The organism is Prochlorococcus sp. MIT 1341 (assembly GCF_034092415.1).
Classification (GTDB): domain Bacteria; phylum Cyanobacteriota; class Cyanobacteriia; order PCC-6307; family Cyanobiaceae; genus AG-363-P08.
In genome coordinates, this window is record NZ_CP139304.1 from 729,506 (window position 1) to 751,200 (window position 21,695).

At 38.2% G+C, this 21,695-nt stretch carries 25 protein-coding genes and 2 tRNA genes; 15 read left to right on the forward strand and 12 right to left on the reverse strand.

What is annotated here, in order from left to right:
* Nucleotides 1-56: 56 nt before the first annotated feature.
* The 4 genes from SOI84_RS03735 (at nt 57) to SOI84_RS03750 (ending at nt 4,356) form a co-directional block, all read left to right on the forward strand.
* Nucleotides 57-1,529 carry a metal ABC transporter solute-binding protein, Zn/Mn family gene (locus SOI84_RS03735; RefSeq protein WP_320675346.1) on the forward strand — a complete coding sequence of 491 codons (1,473 nt, stop codon included), beginning with the start codon at nt 57-59 and terminating at the stop codon, nt 1,527-1,529.
* Nucleotides 1,530-1,638: 109 nt separating this feature from the next.
* Nucleotides 1,639-1,905, forward strand: coding sequence for a hypothetical protein (locus tag SOI84_RS03740; RefSeq protein ID WP_320675076.1), 267 nt, complete (start codon nt 1,639-1,641; stop codon nt 1,903-1,905).
* A gap of 1 nt (nt 1,906) precedes the next feature.
* Nucleotides 1,907-3,289 (forward strand): GTP-binding protein, encoded by a 1,383-nt coding sequence (locus SOI84_RS03745; RefSeq protein ID WP_320675077.1) that lies wholly within the window; start codon nt 1,907-1,909, stop codon nt 3,287-3,289.
* Entirely contained in the window at nt 3,277-4,356 is a 1,080-nt protein-coding gene (locus SOI84_RS03750) for a hypothetical protein (protein ID WP_320675078.1), read from the forward strand. Before SOI84_RS03745 ends, SOI84_RS03750 begins: the two co-directional genes overlap by 13 nt.
* Nucleotides 4,357-4,635: 279 nt before the next feature.
* Here SOI84_RS03750 and SOI84_RS03755 read toward each other — a convergent pair whose 3' ends face one another.
* Entirely contained in the window at nt 4,636-5,469 is an 834-nt protein-coding gene (locus tag SOI84_RS03755; protein WP_320675079.1) for an FkbM family methyltransferase, read from the reverse strand.
* 173 nt (nt 5,470-5,642) lie between these two features.
* Here SOI84_RS03755 and SOI84_RS03760 point away from each other — a divergent pair, with 173 nt between their 5' ends.
* Complete coding sequence (locus SOI84_RS03760; protein ID WP_320675080.1) at nt 5,643-5,825, forward strand: hypothetical protein; 183 nt, start codon at nt 5,643-5,645, stop codon at nt 5,823-5,825.
* Nucleotides 5,826-6,185: 360 nt separating this feature from the next.
* On the opposite strand, the gene SOI84_RS03765 is transcribed toward SOI84_RS03760, so the two are convergent.
* Together SOI84_RS03765 and fldA are read right to left on the reverse strand one after the other, a co-directional pair.
* Nucleotides 6,186-6,353, reverse strand: coding sequence for a hypothetical protein (locus SOI84_RS03765; RefSeq protein WP_320675081.1), 168 nt, complete (start codon nt 6,351-6,353; stop codon nt 6,186-6,188).
* Between the two features lie 177 nt (nt 6,354-6,530).
* Nucleotides 6,531-7,055 carry a flavodoxin FldA gene (gene fldA / locus SOI84_RS03770; RefSeq protein WP_320675082.1) on the reverse strand — a complete coding sequence of 175 codons (525 nt, stop codon included), beginning with the start codon at nt 7,053-7,055 and terminating at the stop codon, nt 6,531-6,533.
* Between the two features lie 607 nt (nt 7,056-7,662).
* Between fldA and SOI84_RS03775 the strand changes: the two genes are divergently transcribed.
* Nucleotides 7,663-8,718, forward strand: a complete 1,056-nt coding sequence (locus SOI84_RS03775) for a chlorophyll a/b binding light-harvesting protein (protein ID WP_320675083.1) — start codon at nt 7,663-7,665, stop codon at nt 8,716-8,718.
* A gap of 139 nt (nt 8,719-8,857) precedes the next feature.
* On the opposite strand, the gene SOI84_RS03780 is transcribed toward SOI84_RS03775, so the two are convergent.
* Entirely contained in the window at nt 8,858-9,019 is a 162-nt protein-coding gene (locus SOI84_RS03780; RefSeq protein ID WP_320675084.1) for a hypothetical protein, read from the reverse strand.
* Nucleotides 9,020-9,481: 462 nt separating this feature from the next.
* Nucleotides 9,482-10,027 (reverse strand): hypothetical protein, encoded by a 546-nt coding sequence (locus SOI84_RS03785; RefSeq protein ID WP_320675085.1) that lies wholly within the window; start codon nt 10,025-10,027, stop codon nt 9,482-9,484.
* A 405-nt stretch (nt 10,028-10,432) separates the two neighbouring features.
* On the opposite strand from SOI84_RS03785, the gene SOI84_RS03790 reads away from it, so the two are divergent.
* The gene (locus tag SOI84_RS03790) at nt 10,433-10,666 is read left to right on the forward strand and encodes a hypothetical protein (RefSeq protein ID WP_320675086.1); all 234 of its coding nucleotides are present in this window, start codon (nt 10,433-10,435) and stop codon (nt 10,664-10,666) included.
* Between the two features lie 94 nt (nt 10,667-10,760).
* Nucleotides 10,761-11,099, forward strand: a complete 339-nt coding sequence (locus SOI84_RS03795; protein ID WP_320675347.1) for a phenylpyruvate tautomerase MIF-related protein — start codon at nt 10,761-10,763, stop codon at nt 11,097-11,099.
* Nucleotides 11,100-11,274: 175 nt separating this feature from the next.
* Here SOI84_RS03795 and SOI84_RS03800 read toward each other — a convergent pair whose 3' ends face one another.
* The gene (locus SOI84_RS03800) at nt 11,275-11,535 is read right to left on the reverse strand and encodes a hypothetical protein (protein WP_320675087.1); all 261 of its coding nucleotides are present in this window, start codon (nt 11,533-11,535) and stop codon (nt 11,275-11,277) included.
* An 803-nt stretch (nt 11,536-12,338) separates the two neighbouring features.
* On the opposite strand from SOI84_RS03800, the gene SOI84_RS03805 reads away from it, so the two are divergent.
* Complete coding sequence (locus tag SOI84_RS03805) at nt 12,339-13,493, forward strand: glycosyltransferase family 2 protein (protein ID WP_320675088.1); 1,155 nt, start codon at nt 12,339-12,341, stop codon at nt 13,491-13,493.
* Between the two features lie 58 nt (nt 13,494-13,551).
* On the opposite strand, the gene SOI84_RS03810 is transcribed toward SOI84_RS03805, so the two are convergent.
* Together SOI84_RS03810 and SOI84_RS03815 are read right to left on the reverse strand one after the other, a co-directional pair.
* Nucleotides 13,552-14,679, reverse strand: a complete 1,128-nt coding sequence (locus SOI84_RS03810; RefSeq protein ID WP_320675089.1) for an FAD-dependent oxidoreductase — start codon at nt 14,677-14,679, stop codon at nt 13,552-13,554.
* Nucleotides 14,669-15,727, reverse strand: a complete 1,059-nt coding sequence (locus tag SOI84_RS03815) for a glycosyltransferase (protein ID WP_320675090.1) — start codon at nt 15,725-15,727, stop codon at nt 14,669-14,671. Before SOI84_RS03815 ends, SOI84_RS03810 begins: the two co-directional genes overlap by 11 nt.
* 1,031 nt (nt 15,728-16,758) lie before the next feature.
* On the opposite strand from SOI84_RS03815, the gene SOI84_RS03820 reads away from it, so the two are divergent.
* The 4 genes from SOI84_RS03820 to SOI84_RS03835 all read left to right on the forward strand — a co-directional run bounded on the left by SOI84_RS03820 (nt 16,759) and on the right by SOI84_RS03835 (nt 18,427).
* Entirely contained in the window at nt 16,759-17,709 is a 951-nt protein-coding gene (locus tag SOI84_RS03820; protein ID WP_320675091.1) for a 2OG-Fe(II) oxygenase, read from the forward strand.
* A 30-nt stretch (nt 17,710-17,739) separates the two neighbouring features.
* Nucleotides 17,740-17,907, forward strand: coding sequence for a hypothetical protein (locus tag SOI84_RS03825; protein ID WP_320675092.1), 168 nt, complete (start codon nt 17,740-17,742; stop codon nt 17,905-17,907).
* Nucleotides 17,904-18,035, forward strand: a complete 132-nt coding sequence (locus SOI84_RS03830; RefSeq protein WP_320675093.1) for a hypothetical protein — start codon at nt 17,904-17,906, stop codon at nt 18,033-18,035. Before SOI84_RS03825 ends, SOI84_RS03830 begins: the two co-directional genes overlap by 4 nt.
* A 251-nt stretch (nt 18,036-18,286) precedes the next feature.
* Nucleotides 18,287-18,427 carry a hypothetical protein gene (locus SOI84_RS03835; RefSeq protein WP_320675094.1) on the forward strand — a complete coding sequence of 47 codons (141 nt, stop codon included), beginning with the start codon at nt 18,287-18,289 and terminating at the stop codon, nt 18,425-18,427.
* Here SOI84_RS03835 and SOI84_RS03840 read toward each other — a convergent pair.
* Nucleotides 18,409-18,759, reverse strand: a complete 351-nt coding sequence (locus SOI84_RS03840) for a hypothetical protein (protein WP_320675095.1) — start codon at nt 18,757-18,759, stop codon at nt 18,409-18,411. The two genes, SOI84_RS03835 and SOI84_RS03840, sit on opposite strands and share 19 nt — an antisense overlap.
* A gap of 877 nt (nt 18,760-19,636) precedes the next feature.
* On the opposite strand from SOI84_RS03840, the gene SOI84_RS03845 reads away from it, so the two are divergent.
* Complete coding sequence (locus SOI84_RS03845) at nt 19,637-20,413, forward strand: ion transporter (RefSeq protein WP_320675096.1); 777 nt, start codon at nt 19,637-19,639, stop codon at nt 20,411-20,413.
* A gap of 183 nt (nt 20,414-20,596) precedes the next feature.
* Here the strand turns inward: SOI84_RS03845 and SOI84_RS03850 are convergent, their stop codons facing one another.
* The 3 genes from SOI84_RS03850 to SOI84_RS03860 all read right to left on the reverse strand — a co-directional run bounded on the left by SOI84_RS03850 (nt 20,597) and on the right by SOI84_RS03860 (nt 21,144).
* Nucleotides 20,597-20,839, reverse strand: a complete 243-nt coding sequence (locus SOI84_RS03850; RefSeq protein WP_320675097.1) for a hypothetical protein — start codon at nt 20,837-20,839, stop codon at nt 20,597-20,599.
* Between the two features lie 141 nt (nt 20,840-20,980).
* Nucleotides 20,981-21,052 (reverse strand) — tRNA-Thr (locus SOI84_RS03855).
* 10 nt (nt 21,053-21,062) lie between these two features.
* Nucleotides 21,063-21,144, reverse strand: a tRNA-Tyr gene (locus SOI84_RS03860).
* A gap of 107 nt (nt 21,145-21,251) precedes the next feature.
* On the opposite strand from SOI84_RS03860, the gene aroQ reads away from it, so the two are divergent.
* Nucleotides 21,252-21,695, forward strand: a complete 444-nt coding sequence (aroQ, locus tag SOI84_RS03865; RefSeq protein WP_320675098.1) for a type II 3-dehydroquinate dehydratase — start codon at nt 21,252-21,254, stop codon at nt 21,693-21,695.

Genomic DNA, 21,695 nt, shown 5'->3' on the forward strand with positions numbered 1-21,695 from the left:
CTTGCCAAGTCGAAATGATAACCATTATCGTGAGAATCCTCACTTATTCGCTTCGCATGTCGGATCGCTTAGAGCAATCAAGCCACAGAAGGCTTTCAATCAATAGATCAATTTTAAAAACTTCTCTTTTAGCAGGAGCGGTTTTTTTATCTGGAACGGCTCAAGGAGTACAAGCGAAGGAGAAATCAATAGTTGCAATAGAGCCGCTGGTATGTGACTTGGTCAAAGCAATTGCTCCACCTTCAAAGCAAGTTAAGTGTTTGATTAGCAGAAAAGTAGACGTCCATGATGTCAAATTTTCTCCTAGACAGGCTCAAGCCTTAAAGAATGCAAGTCAAGTTTTTACTCTTGGTCAAGAAATGACTCCTGCAATGAAAAAATGGCGAAATAATCCCATAACGACTGTTGTCGGTGTAAGTGCAATAAAGATTGATGACCATGACGATCATGATGATCACTCATCTGCGAAGCATGACGATCATGATGACCACGGCAAAGGTCATGGAGAAGAAGCTTTTGAATGGGCTGGTGTCTTTGAACTTTCACCAGGAACCTACACATGGTCTTTTGCAAAAGTCGATGGAGACTATGCCGATCCTGCTATGAAAATGGTCATTCTCAAGTCTGGTGACATTGAAGCATCAGAAGAACTTGCTGAAGAATTATTAGAATCTAAAAATTCAGAATTTAAACGTAATAATGATCAACTTGTTGCACAGGAAAAAGCATATATTCTCACATTTAATGAGAGGAAAGAAAGCACAACATTCAATGTAGAAATTAAAAAAGCTGGTAAATATGTATTCTTTACTGAGCATATGCCCTTTGAGTTTGAAGCCAATGAACATTTCTTTAAAGATATTTCAGGTGATGATGTTGAACCGATAGCCCAAGTCCCAGACGAAGGCGGTGATCATCATCACCATGACCATGGAGGAGCAGATCCTCATATCTGGCATGATCCTCATAACATTATCAAGATGGGAAATATTATTTCTAGAAGCATCAAGAAGAACATTTCATTTTTTGATAGAGAAAATAGAAAAATTACAAGTGAAAGATCTAAATCTGTTAATTCTATTTTAGAAGATTTAGATCAATGGACTCAAAGACAAGTAGCTACAATACCTTCTAATCAAAGGACGATAGTTTCTAAGCACAAAGCTATGGAATACTACGGAGATGCTTTTGGTTTGAAAACTATTAGCTTATTGGATTTTCTTGGTCATTCATCGAGCCTTAGGCCTCAGACCATTACCAGAGTATTAGGGGAGCTAAAAGAACAACGTGTGAAAGTCTTATTTGCGGAGCAAAAACCTCCTTCAAAATTATTAAAAAACTTGAGTCGACAGACTTCCACCCCTATAGCAAAACAGCAAATTTATGTTGATGGTTTAATGCCTAATGGGAATGCTATTTCTGTCGCTGTTCATAACACTTGTACAATCGTCAATTCTTTGGGTGGTTCATGCAATAAGAGGGCAGGAAACCAACTTGAAAATAGATGGGATTTGTTAACCAAGCGTTGACCTTTAATACTAAACTCTAACCTTTAATCAACGTTAAATGGAGTGATCAATGAACATCAAGAAAGGGTTCCATGCCTATAAAAAATACTGGGAAGATCAAGCAAGTTTCATGGATAAATCTCCATGGAATATGGAGAAGATCTTAAAACTAACTATCTCAAATAATTTTAATAAAAATATTGAAGAACTTGAATTTTCAAATCACTCTATTTCAAGAGAAGAGGGGCAATTAACTTTACTGCTAAATGTTCCTTACAACTACTTTGAGCTTGATGGTTTTGAATTAAAGGCTATTGAACTCCTTGGTATCGATAAAAATTGGTTAATAGATATGAAGTTAGAAAACTCTAATTGTACTCATCAATCAACAAAGTAAAATGACTAACAAACAAAAAGTACCCGTAACTATCCTTACAGGATTCCTTGGTTCTGGGAAGACGACTCTTCTTAACAAAATTCTGAGCGAAGAACACGGTAAACGAATCGCTGTCATTGAAAATGAATATGGGGAAGTTGGAATTGATCAGGGACTGGTTATCAATGCTGATGAAGAGGTTTTTGAGATGTCCAACGGATGCATCTGCTGCACCGTTCGAGGTGATCTAATTCGCGTACTTGGCAACCTTATGAAGAGACGCGATAAGTTCGACTATGTATTGGTTGAGACCACGGGGCTTGCCGACCCCGGTCCTGTTGCTCAAACATTCTTCATGGACGATGAAATTCGTTCAGAATTTTCACTCGATGGGATCGTTACGCTTGTTGATGCAGCTCATATTGATCAGCAACTGGGACGCAGTGATGAGAGTTCCGAGCAGGTTGCATTTGCCGACGTACTGGTTCTGAACAAAACTGATCTCGTTTCTGATGAGTCACTCGATACTCTTGAAGCACGATTACGTGATATGAACCGTATGGCGCGTGTCGTACGTAGTAAGCAAGCGGATGTCTCTGTTGAAACTGTTCTAAACCTCGGTGCTTTTGACCTTGACCAAGTTTTGGAGCGCCGCCCAAGCTTCTTAGAACCAGAGTATCCATTTGAGTGGACGGGTGTTTTTCAACTTGAGCCTGGTCGTTACGAAGTTAGTCTCGAAGAGGGGCCTGACCCGATGATGTCTCTGGTCGTTGTAGCTGACCAAGGCACAGACGAAGAATCTCTCAATGAAGGTGCAGAATCATGTGTGCGACTTTACGCTGAACCTGCTGAACTCCTACATCCAGGTGACAAAATCCCACTGAACAAGCATGTGAACCTTCAGCTGCAGTCAGAGGGGAGTAAATCGTTCTCGCTTGAAGTTGAGAAATCTGGGCATCTTGGTTTATTCACTCAGCACACGGCCGAGGAATTCGATATCAAAGTGAGGAGAATGGATACTTCAGGTTCTGAGTTAGGAAGTAATCAACAGAATGACCTTTTAATTCCTCCTATAGCAGAGCGAACTTGGGTAGCTCAACACGAACACGATGATGAAGTGGGTTCAATTGCTATTGAGCGGAATGGCAATGTCGATCCTGAAAAGCTCAACGCTTGGCTGAGCCGACTTCTCGCAGAGAAAGGTGTGGACATCTTTCGCATGAAGGGTTTCATCAGCTTTGCCGACGAGCCGCGGCGAATAGTTTTTCAAGGTGTACATATGCTCTTTACCTCACAGCCTGATAGGGAGTGGGGTAGTGAACCTCGCCGAAATCAACTCGTGTTCATCGGTCGGAACCTTGATGAAGAAGCCTTGCAAAGTGGGTTCGACAAATGCCTGACATAAGAGAACTCGGCCCTCAGGGTCGGGGTATGCTTCACGAGGGGTGGAGTACTGAAGTCGCCGATTATGTCATTGTTTGTGGATGGGCACTAGAAGGTAATGCTTTTTTAGTGGGTGATGCTGCAGGAGGCCTTTATGCCTTTGAAGGCAAGTCTGGAACCACCCTTTGGCATCGAAAGGAAGTCCATGAAGGTAGCTTACTTGCGATGTCCATTCATCCAGATGGAGATATTTTTGCTACTGCAGGTCAGGATGGACGTGTTCTGATTTGGAAGAGTAAAGAAGGTGAGTCAAATAAGGCATTGGAACTCGGTAAAGGATGGGTCGAACATCTCCAATGGTCACCAGATGGACAATTCTTAGCCGTAGTCTTCTCGCAGTACGTCTATGTTTTTGGTGCTGATGGAGAAGAACATTGGCGCTCAGATAAACATCCTAGTACTGTCAGCGCGGTTGCTTGGTCAAAGTCGAATGAATTAGCAACTGCATGCTACGGCCGAGTCACTTTTTATGATGTAATTCGTGCCCAGGTCAATCAGAAGCTGGAATGGCAAGGCTCACTCGTGTCGATGGTGCTTAGCCCTGATGGCGACATTGTGGCTTGCGGTAGTCAAGACAATTCTGTTCATTTCTGGAGACGTTCAACTGCGCAAGATGCTGAGATGACTGGGTATCCAGGCAAGCCAAGTCAACTAGCATTTGATCAAACCGGCATGGTTCTTGCCACTGGAGGAGGTGAACGAATAACAGTTTGGAGTTTTCAAGGCAATGGTCCTGAAGGAACGGTACCAGGAGAGTTAGACCTTCACATTGGAGCGATTTCCAGCCTCGCTTTCTCCAATCGTGGGTCACTATTAGCCTCTGGATCAAGGGATGGTTCGGTTTTTGTTTGGCTTCTCCAGAAGAATGGTCATGGTGAGCCACTTGGCGGTGCATTCGTAGGAGGCCGTGTCGAAGCAATTGCCTGGCGACCTGATGACTGTGCTCTAGCAGCCGTTAATGCAAACGGAGGAATTAATGTTTGGGATTTTAAAAATCGCATAAAAACATCTCCTAAAGGATTTTCATAAATCGAATACAGCTGCGAAATCGTCCTCCTACTCCAACTTTCCTCCAACCCGGAAATCAGTCGAAAACTCTTGCTATCACTCAGGGTTGAGTACTACTCACGTAAGGTTTAACATAGCCAAGACCCTTCTTTTAGAAGGGCTTAGCTACTTTTTAAAAGGCTCAAGCCTCCTTTCTTTAAGGAGGCTTTTTTAGTTTAGGTCCAAAAAGATTTATCGCTTTAATCTAAATAAAGGTTGTATTCCTATCAAAACTAACCAAACACTCGTTAATATATATTTTCAGAAATTACGTTCTTCAGGGATTGCTACAACCATCGAATAATAAAAAGAATCCAGACCCTTTAATTCCTTTAATTCATAATATTTACTAAAAACACGAATAGCCCTTAAAAAAAATCTTTTAAGTACAGGCATTGTTTGTTGCTCAGTTGTCGTCTCGACATAAAAGGAGTAATCGTTTGATTCAAGGTACTCATATAAATAATCATCATTAACTGTAGAAGTTGGCCTCCTGTCAGTTTCAAAGAGAACAATAGGTCGATATTTCTCGATTGTTTTAGTTGCTCCCCGAATCACATCAGCCTCCATACCCTCAACATCAATTTTTATCAGAGATACCTTTGATTCAGCAGGCAAATCAGCTGAATCAAGAACATCATCTAACTTCTCGACCTGGACTTTTGTCGTTCCTGAATCTTCAGATAAACTAGCTCCACCTGGGTTAAACCTATTAAAAGAGATAAAAGCCTCAGATTGCTTTGCTCCTAGGGCAATAGGAAAAATCTGATAATCTTTTTCTTGACAAAATTTTAGGTTGTGCTCTAGCAATGAGACCAAGATTGGCTGAGGCTCAAAGGCAATTATAGTATTAAAATACTTGCTTAAGAAAATACTATGATTACCAATATTTGCTCCTATATCTATCATTAGATCTAAATCATCGAATTGTTTGAGCATACTTTCGACTAAACCAAGTTCTTTGACCTCATAGACACCTGAACTCATTATTACTATGGACAGATATGTGTTTGATATACATGCCAATGGAACAGGTGCATTTCTAGTAGAATTATTTTGTATATAACCAAGCACTGATTCAGAAAGAAAGGACATTACCCTCAATTTGAAGGGATGCTTACGAGCGCAAACTTTCATGAACCAGAAACATACTAATTAAGAATATTTTAACAGCCAAAACAATCAATATTCTGGTGTGCATAGCTTCCTATAGAGGGTCTTTGCTTAAGCCAGTGGCAATTATCAATGCTTAGGGCTTTAATAAGCAAATGGACCCATTTGACCCAGCGATTCAAAACATAGCAGTAGCTGGCTGGAAGCCTTTGCTAACACTGGTTATTTTTACTGCAGTTGGGTCTTTCTTCTTTGGAGCTCTTTTTACTGCAGTTAAAAGAGGAGTGAAAGAAGAAGGATGGTTTAAATTCACAAAGAAGAAAGACCTTAAAGACTAATAGCTATTGATTGGCAGGAATTGGATGGCGTTGAATGGAGGGAAGAATTCAAACAACTTAAAGGAACAATTTCTGTAAAAGATTTAAAGCTCCTTAACAAAGGGGTAAAAACTATGTTGGATGCATGGAGGGTTGGTTCTCTCCACGAGGCATAAAAAAGATTAAAAAGATGATCCCCCGGGGTTGAGATAAAAAACAACATGCCACAAATCAGTAAAAATTTTTTGTACGTAATATTTCTCTGAGCCTCTTTATATGGGAGAGGGGACTACTCAATCAAGCGTACTATTTACAACATTCAGAGAATAAATTGGGACACAGAACATCGCTCGTCCTTTGGAAAGCTTAGCCAAAGAAATGTTATTTCCATTTCCCAACAATGAATTTCAGGAAATCATCTACATCTTCATCAGGACAGCCTGAGCCTTCTTGCAGAGCTTGGCAAGCTCCTTTTATCTTGTCAAAAGACTCTTGAACCAACTCATTAGAAGAAATGGCCTGAAAATACTGATCATCAGAGAATGGCATTTATTGAAAAGTTTTCATCAAAACCAACCTAGAATAGCTTCCTATGGCAACTTTCATTTTGTAATCACTAATTTTTAACCCTACTTAGCTCTAGGCATAATTTAAAATGAGTTCGCTGGACCATTAGAAACAAGGGCTCCTCAAGACCCACTAGAGGCTAAACAAACTAATACTTTTTCAAGTCAGTCCTGGTATCTCTTTTTTCAAGGCCTCTGCCCACCTAATTAAGCGATCATCGGTTAGATCTGACTCTCCATCTTCATCTAATGGAAGACCACAGAAAAGTTCACCTATAGCACTTTTGGAATCATCAAAAGTATAATCACTTGTTCTCACATAGCCAACCATAGTCGCTCCAGCCTTCTTAAAAAAAGAATGCAATTCTTCCATAGCATCACAAAAGTTCTCTGTATAAGTAGATGAATCTCCTAATCCAAATATTGCTACCCTCTTTCCATGCAGATTTAACCCACCAATCTCTTCAAGCATTGCATCCCAAGCAGTTCCAGACCTTTCATAGTCGGCTCCTGTATTCCAAGTTGGTATTCCACAAATGATGGCATCTAAATTGTTAAATTCATTAAGATCTGAAAGATCCGCCAGATCCTTTGGAGAGTTACAATTACTCAGGAGTCCATGAAGCCTTTCTGCTATATCCTCAGTTTTACCAGTCGTTGTAGCAAAGTAAATTCCTATAGTCATTGATTTAAAAATCACTAATTATTTCTAAGCGAAGATACCATTACTTGTAAAGCTCTGACATCACTTGGTCTGGTTATATTTGATACATTGTAAGGTTAATTGTTATTAAAGGTTCCGTAAATATGTCGTCTTAGCTTGAACAGTTAGCAAATATACCGATCCAAAACAGAAGTCTATTTCTACCAACTTCTTAATCAGGATGGAGGCAGAGCCACCCCCCTTTTAGCCATACTTCGTGCACGCATAATAGTTACGACCAAGGGTATGCCAATAAGAAAATGAAAAATAGCTATTAAATATAGCTCAATCTTATCCTGACCCATGAAATCAATCTCATTACTGAGCAAGATCCTAAGAGGCGAGAAAAAGATTTCCTCAACAGATAAATAGTTTGAAAAGAAGGTGTTAAAAAAATCACATTATCATGCTTCATATCTTCCTATTATCAATTCCTCCAAGTCGCTAAGGATAGAAAACACATGTTCATGTAACTGATGATCTTAAAACTATTTTCATAAGGAACATGCTCAATACGCGATATTAAGAGAGCAAAAAATACTGACCATTAATTAATAAGTTGATCAAGTCCTATACATGTGTCTACCTCGTGCAGACCTACGGAAATCCAAACATTACCTACGACTGGTACGCCGGAAACTCAGGAGTCACTAACCGCTCAGGGAAATTCATCGCCGCCCATGCGGCCCATGCTGGCTTAATGATGTTCTGGGCTGGTGCATTTACTCTATTTGAATTAGCTCGCTATGACGCAGCTATACCAATGGGTAATCAGGGCCTAATTTGTTTACCCCATCTTGCAACCCTTGGTATTGGCGGAATAGAAAATGGTGTGATCACTGACTTTTATGAATGCACAGTAATCGGTGTATTGCATCTTATTTTCTCAGGCGTCTTGGGTGCTGGAGGACTGCTCCACTCCTTGAAGTTTGAAGGGAACCTTTCAGAGGCAAATGGTCGTCCTAAAAAGTTTGACTTTAAATGGGATGATCCCGACAAGTTAACCTTTATACTTGGCCATCATTTAATTTTCTTAGGCCTTGGCGCTACTCAATTTGTTGAGTTTGCAAAATATCATGGGATTTGGGATAGCGCTAAAGGTGTTGTCAGAACAATTGAGCCAAATCTAAGTTTTGCAGCTGTTTGGAATCATCAAGCTGATTTTTTATCAATAAGCAGCTTGGAAGATGTAATGGGTGGGCATGCAATTATTGCCTTGATCACAATCGCTGGAGGAGCCTTCCATATTGCTACCAAGCAATTTGGTGAATACACCTCTTTCAAAGGAAAAGGTCTCCTCTCGGCAGAATCAGTACTGTCCTACTCCCTAGCAGGAGCAGGCTATATGGCACTAATTGCGGCATTTTGGTGCTCAACCAATACAACTGTTTACCCAACAGAGTTCTATGGAGAAGTTCTAAAGTTGAATTTTGAATTCTTTCCATATTTCACCGATACTGCTCAGGGCCTCACTGGGGAGGCTCATACTGCTCGTGCATGGCTAGCAAATGCGCATTTCTTTCTTGGGTTCTTCTTTATACAAGGCCATCTATGGCATGCTTTACGAGGCATGGGTTTTGATTTTAAAAGAATAAGCAAAGCTCTTGATAATTTTGACACTGCAAAGATTACAGCAGGAGATTAACGTTTAAACCCCGATTTCCCAAGGATCTATGCAATAAAAAACCCCACAGATTGTGGGGTTTTTTATTGCATAGATCAAAGTAAATCTGAAATCAATAATCAGAAACTTGGGGGCCTAAAACAATTTACTTAAAAACATCTTATTTAAGGTAAGGAGAAGAGTTGGTACCTTGCCCATCATTATCCTGCTTACCACCTATAGCAAATACAGCAAAACCGATCAAACCTAGAACCCCAAGAATTGGAGCAGATAAACTGGTAATAGCTGCTGGAGCTCCAGAGGACAATGATAAAAACAGCATTGAATTAAAGATTAATTAACCCTCAAATCATGGATCAAAAAGCAGTCTATTTAAGCAGTTTTGAATCAAATGAAACTACAATGTGGCATTTAATACATGATATTGTCTTTTCTTGGCAAGCATAATTTGCCCTAGAAATCTCAATAATATAAAAGCTATTTTTTTCCTATATAGCTATTCAGGATATATAGGAATAACTTTACTAAAAATGTCTGTACTTCTTATTAATGTAACTGCTCATTATTAACTCGATCAAGGGGGTTTACAAGAAAAGGACTATGTCTATGAAGGACTTTATTATGAGAAAAGGCTCATGCAACCACGCCTTTAAAATATATAAATGACGCAAATAGCAAAAGATCGAGGTAATGAGCGATGAAAAGCATATAACGTGAAATAAAAAGATAAATTTTTAGCCAAGTATATCAATTTTCCTAAGCCAAGCTTTAGAGAAATTTAATTTTAATAGAGGAATCTTTGCTTCACAATTAACTTAGGCATTTCAGAAGTAACAACTCTTGCGGCTTCATCAATCAAATATTCCTTTCCTAAAACAACATTTATGTCAGAGGCGTCGTTCTTACAAAGCCTTCGCTCATAAACGAGCCATTTATAGCCAATAGAGCTAACTTCCTGGTTTGGGGATATCTTGCTTTCAGAACCTCCTGAAGACAGCAAAGGCAACTTAAAAGCCATCTCATCATCACCCTTGCGATAACTTGGATCATCCTTCGGAATATTACTAGTGCCCGTCAATTCAATTGGCACTGAGGGAGCTGCTTTTTGGTCACGGTTTGAAAGTCCAAACTGATCAACTTTTAACTCCCAAGTACCACCCTTGCTTCTCCAGGAACTGCATGCAGAATAAGCCTCTCCTTTAGAAGAATAATATTCACCTTTAATCTTTTTGGTTTTACTTCTAATTGAAACAGTGTCAGAGGTCGCACAACCAGCAACCAGCCCTAGCACTGAAGGGAAGATAAGTACGGCAATAAGTAGTTGTCTCATCATAAAACTGAAAAGCAAAACTAATTTTGCACTAGTGCTCAGAGAAAGTGCAAAACCTAAGAAAGTATATCCAAGAAAGGCTTCTCAAATTCTAGCAATCTTTTTAGCAAAGCCTCGGCCAAAAGCATTCAAGGGGTTTAAAACAAATCCAGGGTCAAGCATAGGGTAAATACCTACTCCAAAGAAGATCTCAAAAATCAATACTTGTATGGAAATTGTTGCCAATAAGGGTGGTTCCTATCAAATTAAATTTAATGTTCATTCAAATTTATTTTGTTTAGGATTCCCAATCGTTCCAAACCTGCTATTACCAGATTGCTAATTGGCGCAAGCCTTGTCATTATTGGCTGCGAATCAAATCGCGAAAACAAAAGTCAGGATGTCTCCCAAAAAAGCAAAATAGAAGTGTCAAAACCAACACTAGATAAGGGAATCACCTCTAAAAAAATAATCCTACCTAAAAAAATAATCATGCCTAAAAAAACAATTACGTCAAAAGTAATTTCAGAACCTAGGACAAAGATTGCAGAATGGTTAAATCCATTAGCCTCAAGAAATAAAGCTTCTATAAAAAGTCTCGGATTCGGAAAGGATTATTGCTGGGAAATGGTTTATGGGCAAAAATGCATAATAAAATGATCTCTAATTATTGAATTTAATTTCAGCCTGCCGAATCCAAAAGGTATTAAGCACAAGAAAAGATATCCTTATGAGCCTAGTTTTACTCTTGTCAATGCCTTTAATTAACCTTCGAACATCAGTTAGTAATCTAGAACAGCCCGAAGAAATACTCCAAGCCTTGTCTCAAGAATTATCGCTCCTAACAGGCAAGCCTGAAAGATATGTGATGACTTCTCTAGAGACAGGTGTCCCAATGACATTCGCCGGCACAAATGATCCCTGCTGCTATGTTGAAATTAAATCAATTGGAGCCATTGATCCAAGCAGAATGTCATCTTCATTTTGCAGATTAATTGAATCAAAAACAAATATTCCAAGCGATAGGATATACATAGGGTTTGAAGATGTGCCCCCAAATCTTTGGGGATGGAATGGCAGATCATTCGGATGATTGATGCTAATTCAAAGTAGTAAAATTTCTCATGATTTATAAGTTTTTTTTTTAGACGCAGAAGGACTAGATTAGCGTTTGGTTGAATTCACAGAGTCTGGAAAATTAACTTATCAAAGCTTTATTTAGAAAACCAAAAAGATTCTTAGGAATTTCTACAGTCTGAAAAGAATTTTCAATATGAATCCAAACCTGCTACGAAAGGGAAAACTTGATCGTCCCCAAAGACCTCCTTCATGCTCATTTCATCTCCAGAAACATCTTCATTTTTTAAATTTTCCCCGTCCTTGAATTGCTCCATAGGGTTTCCAAGAAGACTCTTGCCATCTTGACTTAAAGGAAGGTTCTGAGCTCCACTCACCCCTGCAAATAACATTACAGCAAGCATTAGTGAACAAAGATAAAAAGATAAAGCTTCAAATATTTTCTTTGGCACAAGCTTTTTCGAAAGAGACTTTAATTTACCAGTATTTCAAGCCTATCAAGAACATCCGGTGCCTGCAATTCTTTGAGCTCTTCAAAGCCAGAGCGCCTAGCCTCGCCGGGGGTGGTGGAACTACTCCCTTATCAAGGAATGTGGCTACCGCTGAACTACAAGGCTTTTTGAAGGTGTGCCGGGTTGCCCCACACCTACAAGCCTTGCGACACAGTTGTGTGCCTAGTGATTAGCCAACTTAGGCCAATTTCAAGTGAGACCAAATCTTTCTTTAGAGAGTGCTGGGTTCTGTTTTGAGTCCTCTTTTAGCTGGGTATAGGCCAAATTGGAACGCACTTAATTCCAAACAGGGGTTTTAAGATGAGATCGTGATCAGGAGGTTTATTGAGGAGGAAATTCAATCCAAAAGGATTTCTTCTGGGTCGAGCTGGACGTTATACGTAGCTAAATGGCTTTCACTTAAAGGGCTCAATACAGACATAGCCTCGTAGTAGGTGTAAACCGATAATCCGAGATAGCAAAGGATTCATGCTGCCAGTCATGAATACTGGTGATCAAAGCAAACGAGATGCTGTTCGTTAGGCATTGCAAAGACTTTGCTTTCTTTAGGGGGTTAGAACTGCCTATTTCTTTTGCGTATCCGAGCTAGGTGAAGCATGCATGGCAGCATTTCCTGGATAAATCAAAGGTAATTAAAGCAGCAATGTTATATTGATAATTTTTTTACTTTTCTTATTCCAAACCGGCTGGTAAATCCCTTCATTTAACAGTTAGATTCAAAGTCATTGATAAAGAGGGATGTAATGTCTCAAGCTGATTCAGTTGAGATCTCATTTGTAATTCCATGCTTGAATGAGGCAAGAACTCTTAAGAGTGTTTTGCTAACCTGTCATAATGCAGGTAAATATTCATTATCATATGAAATCATTGTTGCAGACAATGGCAGTGATGATGGATCCATAGAAATCGCTCAAGAAAATAACGCAAAAGTCATTCATGTTAAGACAAAAGGTTATGGTGCGGCTGTAAAGGCTGGGGTCACTAATTCGAAAGGTAAATATGTAGTAGTGGGTGATGCTGATTCAACATATGACTTTAATGACTCAATTAGAATGATAGAAAGTTTACGTACGAATAAATATAATTTGGTAATGGGTAATAGATTTGGGCGAATAGAGAAAAATGCCATGCCATTTCTTCATAGATATTTAGGAAACCCAGTCCTTACTGCAATTGGAAACGTTCTTTTTGAAGCAAATGTCAATGACTTTTATTGTGGACTAAGAGCATTTAAAAGAGAAGACATCTTAAAGTTGAATTTGAAATCTGACGGAATGGAGTATTGCTTCGAAATGATCATAAGGTCTTGCCTAGCAGGGTACTCTATTTTCGAGGTGCCAGCGAAGTTACGAAGAGATCACCCTGATAGAAGTCCGCATCTGCGAACTTGGAGAGATGGTTGGAGAACAGTTAAATTTATGTTTTCATTTAGTCCAAAATATTCCTACTTCCCTTTGTCATTAGTTTTTTGTTTCTCTTCATTAATATTACTTGTAGTAAACCTTCTAGAAAGTGATCCATTTTCTGGAAGTAATACTTTATCTCTAAGTGTAGTCTTATATGCATGCGGACTTTGGACATCATCAGAATACATAAGCTCCAGACTTTTATTGGCGACAAAAATTCAGCATCGTCATTCATTCTTTTCAGAATTACTATTCAAATTTGTTCGATCACGTTCTTTCTTGGATAAAGCTTTTCAATTAATTTCTGTGTTATTACTACTCTCAGTTAGCATCGTTGGAATTCTCTTTTATAATTCAGATAGTAAGTTCGTATACTTAACTCAAAGAGTACCTCAATTAAGCTTTTATGTATCTATGATATTAGCAACTACGGCATTATACCTTTACCTTGTGGCAACTAAGATATCTACATTTTCGTGGATTAATGAATGAAACAATTGAGACTTAGAACTCAGGGTCGCCAAAAATTAATCCATTGATTACCTCTATATCAACATATATTATGCTTGAGTTTTAGGATACTGCTTATTTTCTCAAGTGCATCATATATATTATCTAGCTTGCCTCCTATTATTGAATACATACCAGGAATTTGAGCTTCTTCTCTGACGAGTATAGGCCTTCCATCGTCCATCTCATTTTGCTTTAAAACAGTTCGTACATCAAAAATTGAACTTACATAGTTACATTTACTTAGGCAAGGAATATATCTAGAGGCATCTCGTAAGATTCTATCTATTCTGGTTTCTTTTGAATATGAAGAAAGTACTTTATATGGGCAAATTTCTGATCTTTCGTCCCAATGAAGATGTGGTGAATATCTTACATGATAAATACTATGGCAATTATGAGCTGGAAAAGGCATAACTGAAAAGAACGGCCCATCCATAATTGTTATGCCAAGATCAGAAATCTCTAAAGGAACATCAAGAAGTGCCATCTCTACGATCTCATGCTTTAACTCTGTATTAGAATTACAATTGTTTTCCATTACTTTATTAATCCCACTATAAGTACAATTGATAACAATGTTTGTATGGTTTACTACACTCTGACCTTTAGAGGTTATAGCATGTAGCCTTATACCTTCTGATTCACTATTAAATACTTTTAGAATTCTATGGTTCAAATATAATTTGACATTAAGATCATTAATTTGCTTATAGATAGATTTACGGATCTCATTTACGTCAAAAGCATATTCTTGTACTTTATAGATATTTTGGATCAACTTCCTATTAAATAATCCAAGGATATTGTCTTTAGCTTGTTCAATTGGGGCACCTATCTTTTGGTAAAAACGTTCATATTGTTTAGAATTTACTTTAGAGTTTCTTCTTGCTATCGCGTAATATTTAGAGAAATCACTTTTGATGCCAGAAGGCCAGTCATTGGTAAACCTTTGAAAGTTGATATGTGATCTATATGCGGTTGTAAAGCTTCTTGGGTAATGATATCCATTGTGAACTCGCGCCTGATTTACATATGAGGCTCTTAATAAAAGGTCGGATTCCTTTTCATAAATAGATACGTCTTTTAGACCTAAGAATTTTCTTAAGTACAATGCTATAGAACAACCATAGAATCCCCCACCAATTATGCATACTTTATAAGTCATTCTTTGGTAAACCCTCGACTTTTAAATCTTTCTGTTTTATATTCTCTTCTCGAGTTTTTTCCAGTTGTATATTAAGCCTTTCTTTGCGTGTTAGTTTAGCCGAAGTTGCTTCATCTATTATGTAATAAGATGAGTTTATGTTAGTCTTTCTAGAAATTCCTAATAGATACTCTGAGATCGCTAATAAGACCAATAAAATTAGGACAAACATAACTGATTGCTGTATAGATATGATCACCCAACCGTGGGGTATGCTTTTATTTAATATCCAGAGTATTAATACGCTGGTTGAGTAAATACAACTTCCAATTGCACCAATTGAGCATAAAAGAGTGGCTACCCTTATTGGAGAATCACTATTAAATGTAACTAGCTTAATACCTCTATTTATACTTGCTCTAAGGCTTCTAACTTCATTATAGTGGTTTGCTGATTCAGAATTCAACTTCAAAAATGTTTTCTTAAACCCTCTAACTGAACCAATAGTCCTAAACCGTAAATCCGGATCAGTGAATTGCAGGATATAATTAACTACTCTCCGACTAACACATAAGAATCTGCTTGAATATGCGTCAAGATCAATCCCTGTCAAACTTTTGGCGATTTGACCAAAAATACTATAAATGAAACTCTTGCAGAAAGGTATTCGGTATCTTCTTAGCCTTTTCTTAGTTAAAATCAAATCATATCCATCTACAATTTTATGTATCATTTTGGTTATAGCATCTTGATCCCATCTATTTATATCTGTACAGATGACAAAATCTCCAAGACTATTTTCCACTCCAATCCATCTTGCACTCATTTCTTCTATCGTTTCTGCTAGCGAATACATTTGAAGGTTAGGCAATCCACTTGGAGCAGTTAATTCCTTTATCAAACTTTTTGTGCCATCCGTAGACCCATTATCTACGATCACTATCTCATAGTCGCTTACCAGTGGATCTATGGTTTCTATTATATTCTCAATTAAACTTCTAAAATTCTTTTCACTATCTTTAACGACTATTACTAAGCTTAAAAATATAGGGGTAACGGTTTCTAACATTGTGCTAATTCATACTTTTTCTTTAATTTTTAAATAGTAGCGCATTACCTATAATCCACTTGTAATAACCTTATTCTATCACAAGCCCCCAAATATTTATAAGCATTTCTCATGCCTGTTCTTTTGTCTTTCCAGGTCCCATTCCTTTACTCAATGCAATTGGATAGCATTAGCCCAAGCCAGCCTCCTTCAATTTTATTCTTTTTGAGATACTTTTATCGCCATTGCTTGTTTCATGATAAAGAATTAAGTAATATATATATTATTTCAATAAAATACAACTGCTCTCTCTTTTTTTAATGTTTACAAATATATACTTCAATTTCAATAGATCTGGTTCTGAGTAAACATGTAAAATTATCGATACTGTGAGGTACTCCATAATATTTAGATATTCTTCCTGTGAACCAATAACTCAACAATATTCCAATGCTATGTTGCAGGCTCTTTAAATCAAACCCTGTTTTTTGTTCTAAATCAATATTCAATAAATCTCACTGCTTCAAGGCTATTTGATAAGCATTTATTTTTATTTCAAAAAATTTAATCGGTTCCTAAATCTATGAGTTTTTGCTGAGAAAAAATTAGTTGGTTCATCAGGTTGCTTGAGTTTTTTTTAATTAAATACAGCGATATAACGCATGTCTTTTTCAAGCTTAATGACCCAAAAAGCCAACATTTTATATTTTTTTTAATATCATGAACATGTCTATTTGAGAATGAGTTCTTATGGCATTTTAAATTATGCTTTACCTTTTCAGGTTATCAACTATATTAAATCTATCTGAAAGCATCTACTTCAACTTCGTTAAAGAAATAATATAAATTAACTCACCATTAAGCAACTTCTATGAAGTTTTTATAACTCTCGATCCCAGTAAAAACGAGGGATAACAACCAATCTCAATTAGAAACAACTTCTTCTGGGAGAAATAAGATCAAAAGAATTTCAAAAGATGAAACTTTAAGCAAATCGCATGTATTAATTTTAGCACGCTAGAATAAAACCATACCATCGAACTCCTGACGAAATGCATGAGATAATAACAAAGGAGAATCATTTAATAGAACCTTTCACCCGCACTAATCCTTTCCCTTTGGTTGTCTATGATGATTTCATTCATAAAGATTATTGTGATCAACTGATTCAGGAAGCAAACGAAATCATAAAAGAAACAATTAAGAATGTCCATGGTGGAAGGTTAATGCTTCCTTGGAAATCTGCTCTTTTTAATGCTTTAACAACAAAAAGCGCTACATGGAGAAACTTTGAGGAGTTAATGCCTAAAAATGCTTTAGAAATTTTCAGCAGCATAGTCGGCATGGAATTGAATCAAGCAACAAAATATAAGAAATGGTTAAAAGGCAAAAGTATTAATATTCACAATGACCTTTATAACATTTCTTCGGGTTTAATTCCTTCACATCGAATAAAAAGTTATAAAAAAAGTCTAGAATTAGACTGCAAGAGTCTTCCAAATAATAGATTATTAATTTATGGCTTAATTGGAATTTTAGATTCGCTTTACAGGAATATTTTTGGCACAATTGATTTTTTTAAAGGAACTATAAACCTTACCCCTCTTTTCGATTATAGTAATGCCAATAGTGGATATACTAGAGAGATTCATAGAGATAGTGATTCCAGAGTCTTTGTTTTACTTCTTTATCTAAATTACTTGGAGGACTCTACTGAAGGAGGTACTTTAGATGTTTATGAACCTCTACAGTCACTCAGCAAATACCCTCCTCAAATTCCTCAATCCAAGGCGAAAAAAATTCTTGAAATTCACCCAAGGCCTGGACGCCTAGTGATTTTCTTCAATCAGTCGAATTCTTACCACGCCGTTAGCAAAATGAGTCGTTCAAAAATAGGTCGTCATTTTATTTATGGCGGGTATACAATGCAAAACTCTTTAGGCGCCCCTGCTATAAAATCTTCAACCAATAAGCTGCCAACAGAATATTTTCTTTACAAGTAATTATTTATTTTCTTTCTTCTAATAAGTCAGATGGATGCACTTGACCCGCTAAGCCAAGTCGCTGGAGGTAATTCTCCTTCCCCTCTGCTGTTGATCATGGGGTGCATTGGAGCATTCTTCGCAGGTGCCTTGATCACCTCTCTAATCAGAGGAAGTAAAGAACAGGGTTGGTTTAAGCAAAAAGAGGAAGATGAATGACTGATTCAAATAGAAACGTTGATGACGACTCCTATGACGAAGCGGAGGAACACCTCAGGGGACAAGATCCCCATGAAGAAGATCGTGCTTACTTTCCGCCTGAAGAGTCACAACCTCCACATTATTGAAGTGAAGTGAAGCTCAAGACGTTTTGCTTCTTGTCTTGCTGGTAATAGGTTCTCCTGTACCCCAAATGACATGAGTGGACTTCCGCTTTTAGTTGGATTTCGTCCACTGTTGAACGGCGATATATTGACAGGGTACCTCTAAGTTTTCTTCCTATATAAAGTCAGCACTTAAAAGGTCAAGATCGATTGGTGATTTTCTTTGTGGTGATGAATATTGTGATTACAAGGATCTTCACCAAGAATCAAAACCAATGAAGGTCGAAGGCACTCTCTATCAAGGCAGTCAGACTTTTAAGGAGGTTGTGGTTGCCTCCATATTTGACGCTGCAAAAAAGCCTGCTCTTATGTGTAATCCAACGGCAAAGGTAGTTGCTCAGAACCCAGTGTTATAACTATGGATTTCTTTGCCTGGCACTTGGTAGTAGATGCAGTGTTGATCTCTGGTGTTGTGGGATGGATCGTATGGAAGAACCAAAGCAAGCGCAGTAAATAATGCTTGCCACCATCCGACAAATGCATAACTCAACCCTGGATCGTTATAGGAAGTTGGGTCTGAATAACTCCACGATTGCATGGTTGCTATTTGCAGAAGGAATATTTGTGGGTCTGGTAGGCAAAACAATTGTGGAATTAATTGTCTTCGGTTCCCATACGAGCTAGTCGCTCTAATGATGTCAATTGCTTTTCGACAACCACTTAAATACCCAGTAACCCAATAAAGCAACGATTACCCAAAGGATTAGTGCCCTTATGACCCAAAGGGAAAGCAGAAGAACTAATACAGAAAGCACAATCCGCTTAGTCATTGCTTTTGTGTCGTCAGTCATGTATTCCCACCGAGGGATCAGAGACATGGGATAGAACTTTGATTCCTTCCTTTTTAGAGGATTTCTTGGATTTCAGTAAGACATTAAAAATGGCGGGGTATTTCGATCCCGCCATTTGAGTCAAGCACTTATTTTTTAGAAAAATCGTATTTTAACTCCTCATCTAATTCTAATCCTCTGTATTCAGAATTCAACTGTTATAAAAACCTGTTTTGGCACAAAAAAAGAGTGACCCAACCGGCATCACTCTTTCTTCTAACGACTGTTTGGGGACAAATCGCTTATATCTTTTTACACATCATGGAACTGAATGAAAACAAAAAGTCCTTATGCCCTAACAAGCAAAATTACGATTGTTTTTGACTAAGGGTTTACTGGAGGAGTAGAACAGAAGTACGACACTCCTCACACAAGTTTGTCGACATGGGTGCTACTCGATGAGGGCACCTTTTTTATGTGCCTTGCTTGATGCCCTGATGAGGTCAATTGCCACATGTGCCAGTTGACTAACTTCACTGCTCTTCTGTCTCTTTCCAGATCTTCTAATAATATTAAAAAGTGAGGAGATGAGATCCTCCAGCAGTGGAAACAAGGAAACACTTGCTCTAGATCTCCAAGAGGACCTGCCTTTGAGCAGGTTTTTTTGTGTCTACTCAAAAGTACTGAGCATGACACTCAAGAGAATTGCCTTAGTGCTGGTCACCAAGCAATCAAAAGAAAACCCAGCAATATCTACCTAACTTAAAGGAATCCTTGTTCAGTCTTTAGTAAGTGATGAATGACCTCCGTCTGAGAATCTATGAACAGATAATTAACAAGACTCCAGATGGTAGAACTTCTTTGTTCAATAAAATATGTGGAGTTACTATTTTTATTTCGATCTTTTTTGCAGTCATAGTTACTGAGAATTCAATAGATTATAGATTTGGTGATCAAATAGACCTATTGGATTGGATAATTGGTGGTTTATTTTGTATTGAATATATCTTTCGCTTATGGGTAGCACCTCTTGAAGATAAATATGGCAAAGGATTGAAAGGTATTTTGCGTTACATGGTTTCGCCAATGGCAATTATAGATATCATTGCAATCGTTCCTTCCTTTATTGGTGTTCGCGCTGAATTAAAGATTTTAAGAGTCATCCGCCTCCTTCGAATATTGAAGATTGGAAGAAGTGAGAAATTTAAACAAAGTATATTTCACTTCAACTATGCCCTTCGATCAAAGAGTCAGGAACTACAAATTTCAACCTTTTATACGATTTTGCTCTTACTAATTAGTAGCACCTTTATGTATCTTGCCGAATCATCTATTCAACCAGAGTTATTAGGGTCAATTCCCAGATGTCTATGGTGGTCAATTACAACCGTATGTGCTGTGGGATATGGCGACTCAATTCCTATTACGGCACTTGGGAAAACAATTGCATCGGCAACTTCTCTTATGGGTATTGGTGCAATAGCAATCCCTACAGGAATACTTGCTTCAGGTTTTAGTGAGTCACTGAGTGTTCAAGAGAAGGTGCTTAAAGAAGAACCATTAGAAAAATAATCTTCTTTGAACTGGTTGACTTCCACTATTTCTATCTAGATGCACAACCCTTGCATACTGCTCTGAATAAGCACAGTACTTACAACATTGATTAGTTTCTGGTATTTCCTGTTAATTAATCAGAGCAACCATCTCTTCAACTTGTCCTCCGATCCAGCTATTGACCATGGCTCTTATGGGATATTACTCATTATGACCACTGCGATGTTCTTGCAGCGGCCCATCAATGAACAGATCAATCGCTTCTTTGAGAGTTTCTGGCGGTAGTTGATCTAACTCCGCTGGTTTTTGTAGAGAACCTTCAAAAGCATTTGCCCATAACAAAGCTTGGCTTTTTGAGACAAATGTTTTGGCTTTTGGACCTTGATATTGCTTCCTTCGAATGAGTGCTTGCCAGCCTTTGCCGCTCCTTCTAATCGTTGCCATTTCTCTTGAATTGCATCAGGTTAGATGCATCAAGCAAGAGTGATCAGGAGATCAAAATGGACTAAAAAGTGGACGTCCACTTTCAGCCTTTTAGAACCTTTGGTGCCTGAGATTCTTTCCTTTGGTTGAGGTCTGGGCTCATGCCCTCGCCGGGACTTGAACCCGGGACCTCTCCCTTACCAAGGGAGTGCTCTACCGCTGAGCTACAAGGGCTTGTGGAAGGTGGGCCGGGTTGGATTTGAACCAACGTAGGCAGAGCCAGCGGATTTACAGTCCGCCCCCATTAACCACTCGGGCACCGACCCGAACCACATGCAGACCTTATCAGTTTAATGCCCCTATTCAAAGATTACTCTTGAAGGGCACTTGTCGGGATCGATAGGATCCAGGTAGTTATCATAATTTCTTGGGCATGCGCTTATTGCTAATTAACGGCCCGAATCTCAATCTTCTTGGAACACGCGAGCCCGAGATGTATGGTTCTTTCAGCCTTGAAGAGATTGAAGAAAAGCTTTGTATGAAGGCAAAACAAGAAAATATTCAGCTTGATTGCTTTCAAAGTAACTGTGAGGGCGCTTTAGTTGATCGAATACATCAGGCCATTGAGCAAGTCGATGGGATACTTATTAACGCAGGGGCTTATACACACACCTCTATTGCGATAAGAGATGCTCTATTGGCGGTGAATATTCCTTACGTTGAGTTGCATTTAAGCAATACCTATTCAAGAGAAATCTTTAGAGAAAAGTCTTTTCTTGCAGATCGAGCATTAGGAATTGTCAGTGGTTTTGGCCTAATGAGTTACCACTTGGCCATGGATGGCCTTGTTTCCCATTTAAAAAAAAACATTGAATAG

What these genes read in the sequence shown, in the direction of transcription:
- SOI84_RS03735 (WP_320675346.1), top strand. Translation starts at nt 57, where the DNA reads ATGTCGGATCGCTTAGAGCAATCAAGCCACAGAAGGCTTTCAATCAAT.
- SOI84_RS03740 (WP_320675076.1), top strand. Translation starts at nt 1,639, where the DNA reads ATGGATAAATCTCCATGGAATATGGAGAAGATCTTAAAACTAACTATC.
- SOI84_RS03745 (WP_320675077.1), top strand. Translation starts at nt 1,907, where the DNA reads ATGACTAACAAACAAAAAGTACCCGTAACTATCCTTACAGGATTCCTT.
- SOI84_RS03750 (WP_320675078.1), top strand. Translation starts at nt 3,277, where the DNA reads ATGCCTGACATAAGAGAACTCGGCCCTCAGGGTCGGGGTATGCTTCAC.
- SOI84_RS03755 (WP_320675079.1), bottom strand. Translation starts at nt 5,469, where the DNA reads ATGTCCTTTCTTTCTGAATCAGTGCTTGGTTATATACAAAATAATTCT.
- SOI84_RS03760 (WP_320675080.1), top strand. Translation starts at nt 5,643, where the DNA reads ATGGACCCATTTGACCCAGCGATTCAAAACATAGCAGTAGCTGGCTGG.
- SOI84_RS03765 (WP_320675081.1), bottom strand. Translation starts at nt 6,353, where the DNA reads ATGCCATTCTCTGATGATCAGTATTTTCAGGCCATTTCTTCTAATGAG.
- fldA (WP_320675082.1), bottom strand. Translation starts at nt 7,055, where the DNA reads ATGACTATAGGAATTTACTTTGCTACAACGACTGGTAAAACTGAGGAT.
- SOI84_RS03780 (WP_320675084.1), bottom strand. Translation starts at nt 9,019, where the DNA reads ATGCTGTTTTTATCATTGTCCTCTGGAGCTCCAGCAGCTATTACCAGT.
- SOI84_RS03785 (WP_320675085.1), bottom strand. Translation starts at nt 10,027, where the DNA reads ATGAGACAACTACTTATTGCCGTACTTATCTTCCCTTCAGTGCTAGGG.
- SOI84_RS03795 (WP_320675347.1), top strand. Translation starts at nt 10,761, where the DNA reads ATGCCTTTAATTAACCTTCGAACATCAGTTAGTAATCTAGAACAGCCC.
- SOI84_RS03805 (WP_320675088.1), top strand. Translation starts at nt 12,339, where the DNA reads ATGTCTCAAGCTGATTCAGTTGAGATCTCATTTGTAATTCCATGCTTG.
- SOI84_RS03810 (WP_320675089.1), bottom strand. Translation starts at nt 14,679, where the DNA reads ATGACTTATAAAGTATGCATAATTGGTGGGGGATTCTATGGTTGTTCT.
- SOI84_RS03815 (WP_320675090.1), bottom strand. Translation starts at nt 15,727, where the DNA reads ATGTTAGAAACCGTTACCCCTATATTTTTAAGCTTAGTAATAGTCGTT.
- SOI84_RS03820 (WP_320675091.1), top strand. Translation starts at nt 16,759, where the DNA reads ATGCATGAGATAATAACAAAGGAGAATCATTTAATAGAACCTTTCACC.
- SOI84_RS03825 (WP_320675092.1), top strand. Translation starts at nt 17,740, where the DNA reads ATGGATGCACTTGACCCGCTAAGCCAAGTCGCTGGAGGTAATTCTCCT.
- SOI84_RS03830 (WP_320675093.1), top strand. Translation starts at nt 17,904, where the DNA reads ATGACTGATTCAAATAGAAACGTTGATGACGACTCCTATGACGAAGCG.
- SOI84_RS03835 (WP_320675094.1), top strand. Translation starts at nt 18,287, where the DNA reads ATGAAGGTCGAAGGCACTCTCTATCAAGGCAGTCAGACTTTTAAGGAG.
- SOI84_RS03845 (WP_320675096.1), top strand. Translation starts at nt 19,637, where the DNA reads ATGAATGACCTCCGTCTGAGAATCTATGAACAGATAATTAACAAGACT.
- SOI84_RS03850 (WP_320675097.1), bottom strand. Translation starts at nt 20,839, where the DNA reads ATGGCAACGATTAGAAGGAGCGGCAAAGGCTGGCAAGCACTCATTCGA.
- aroQ (WP_320675098.1), top strand. Translation starts at nt 21,252, where the DNA reads ATGCGCTTATTGCTAATTAACGGCCCGAATCTCAATCTTCTTGGAACA.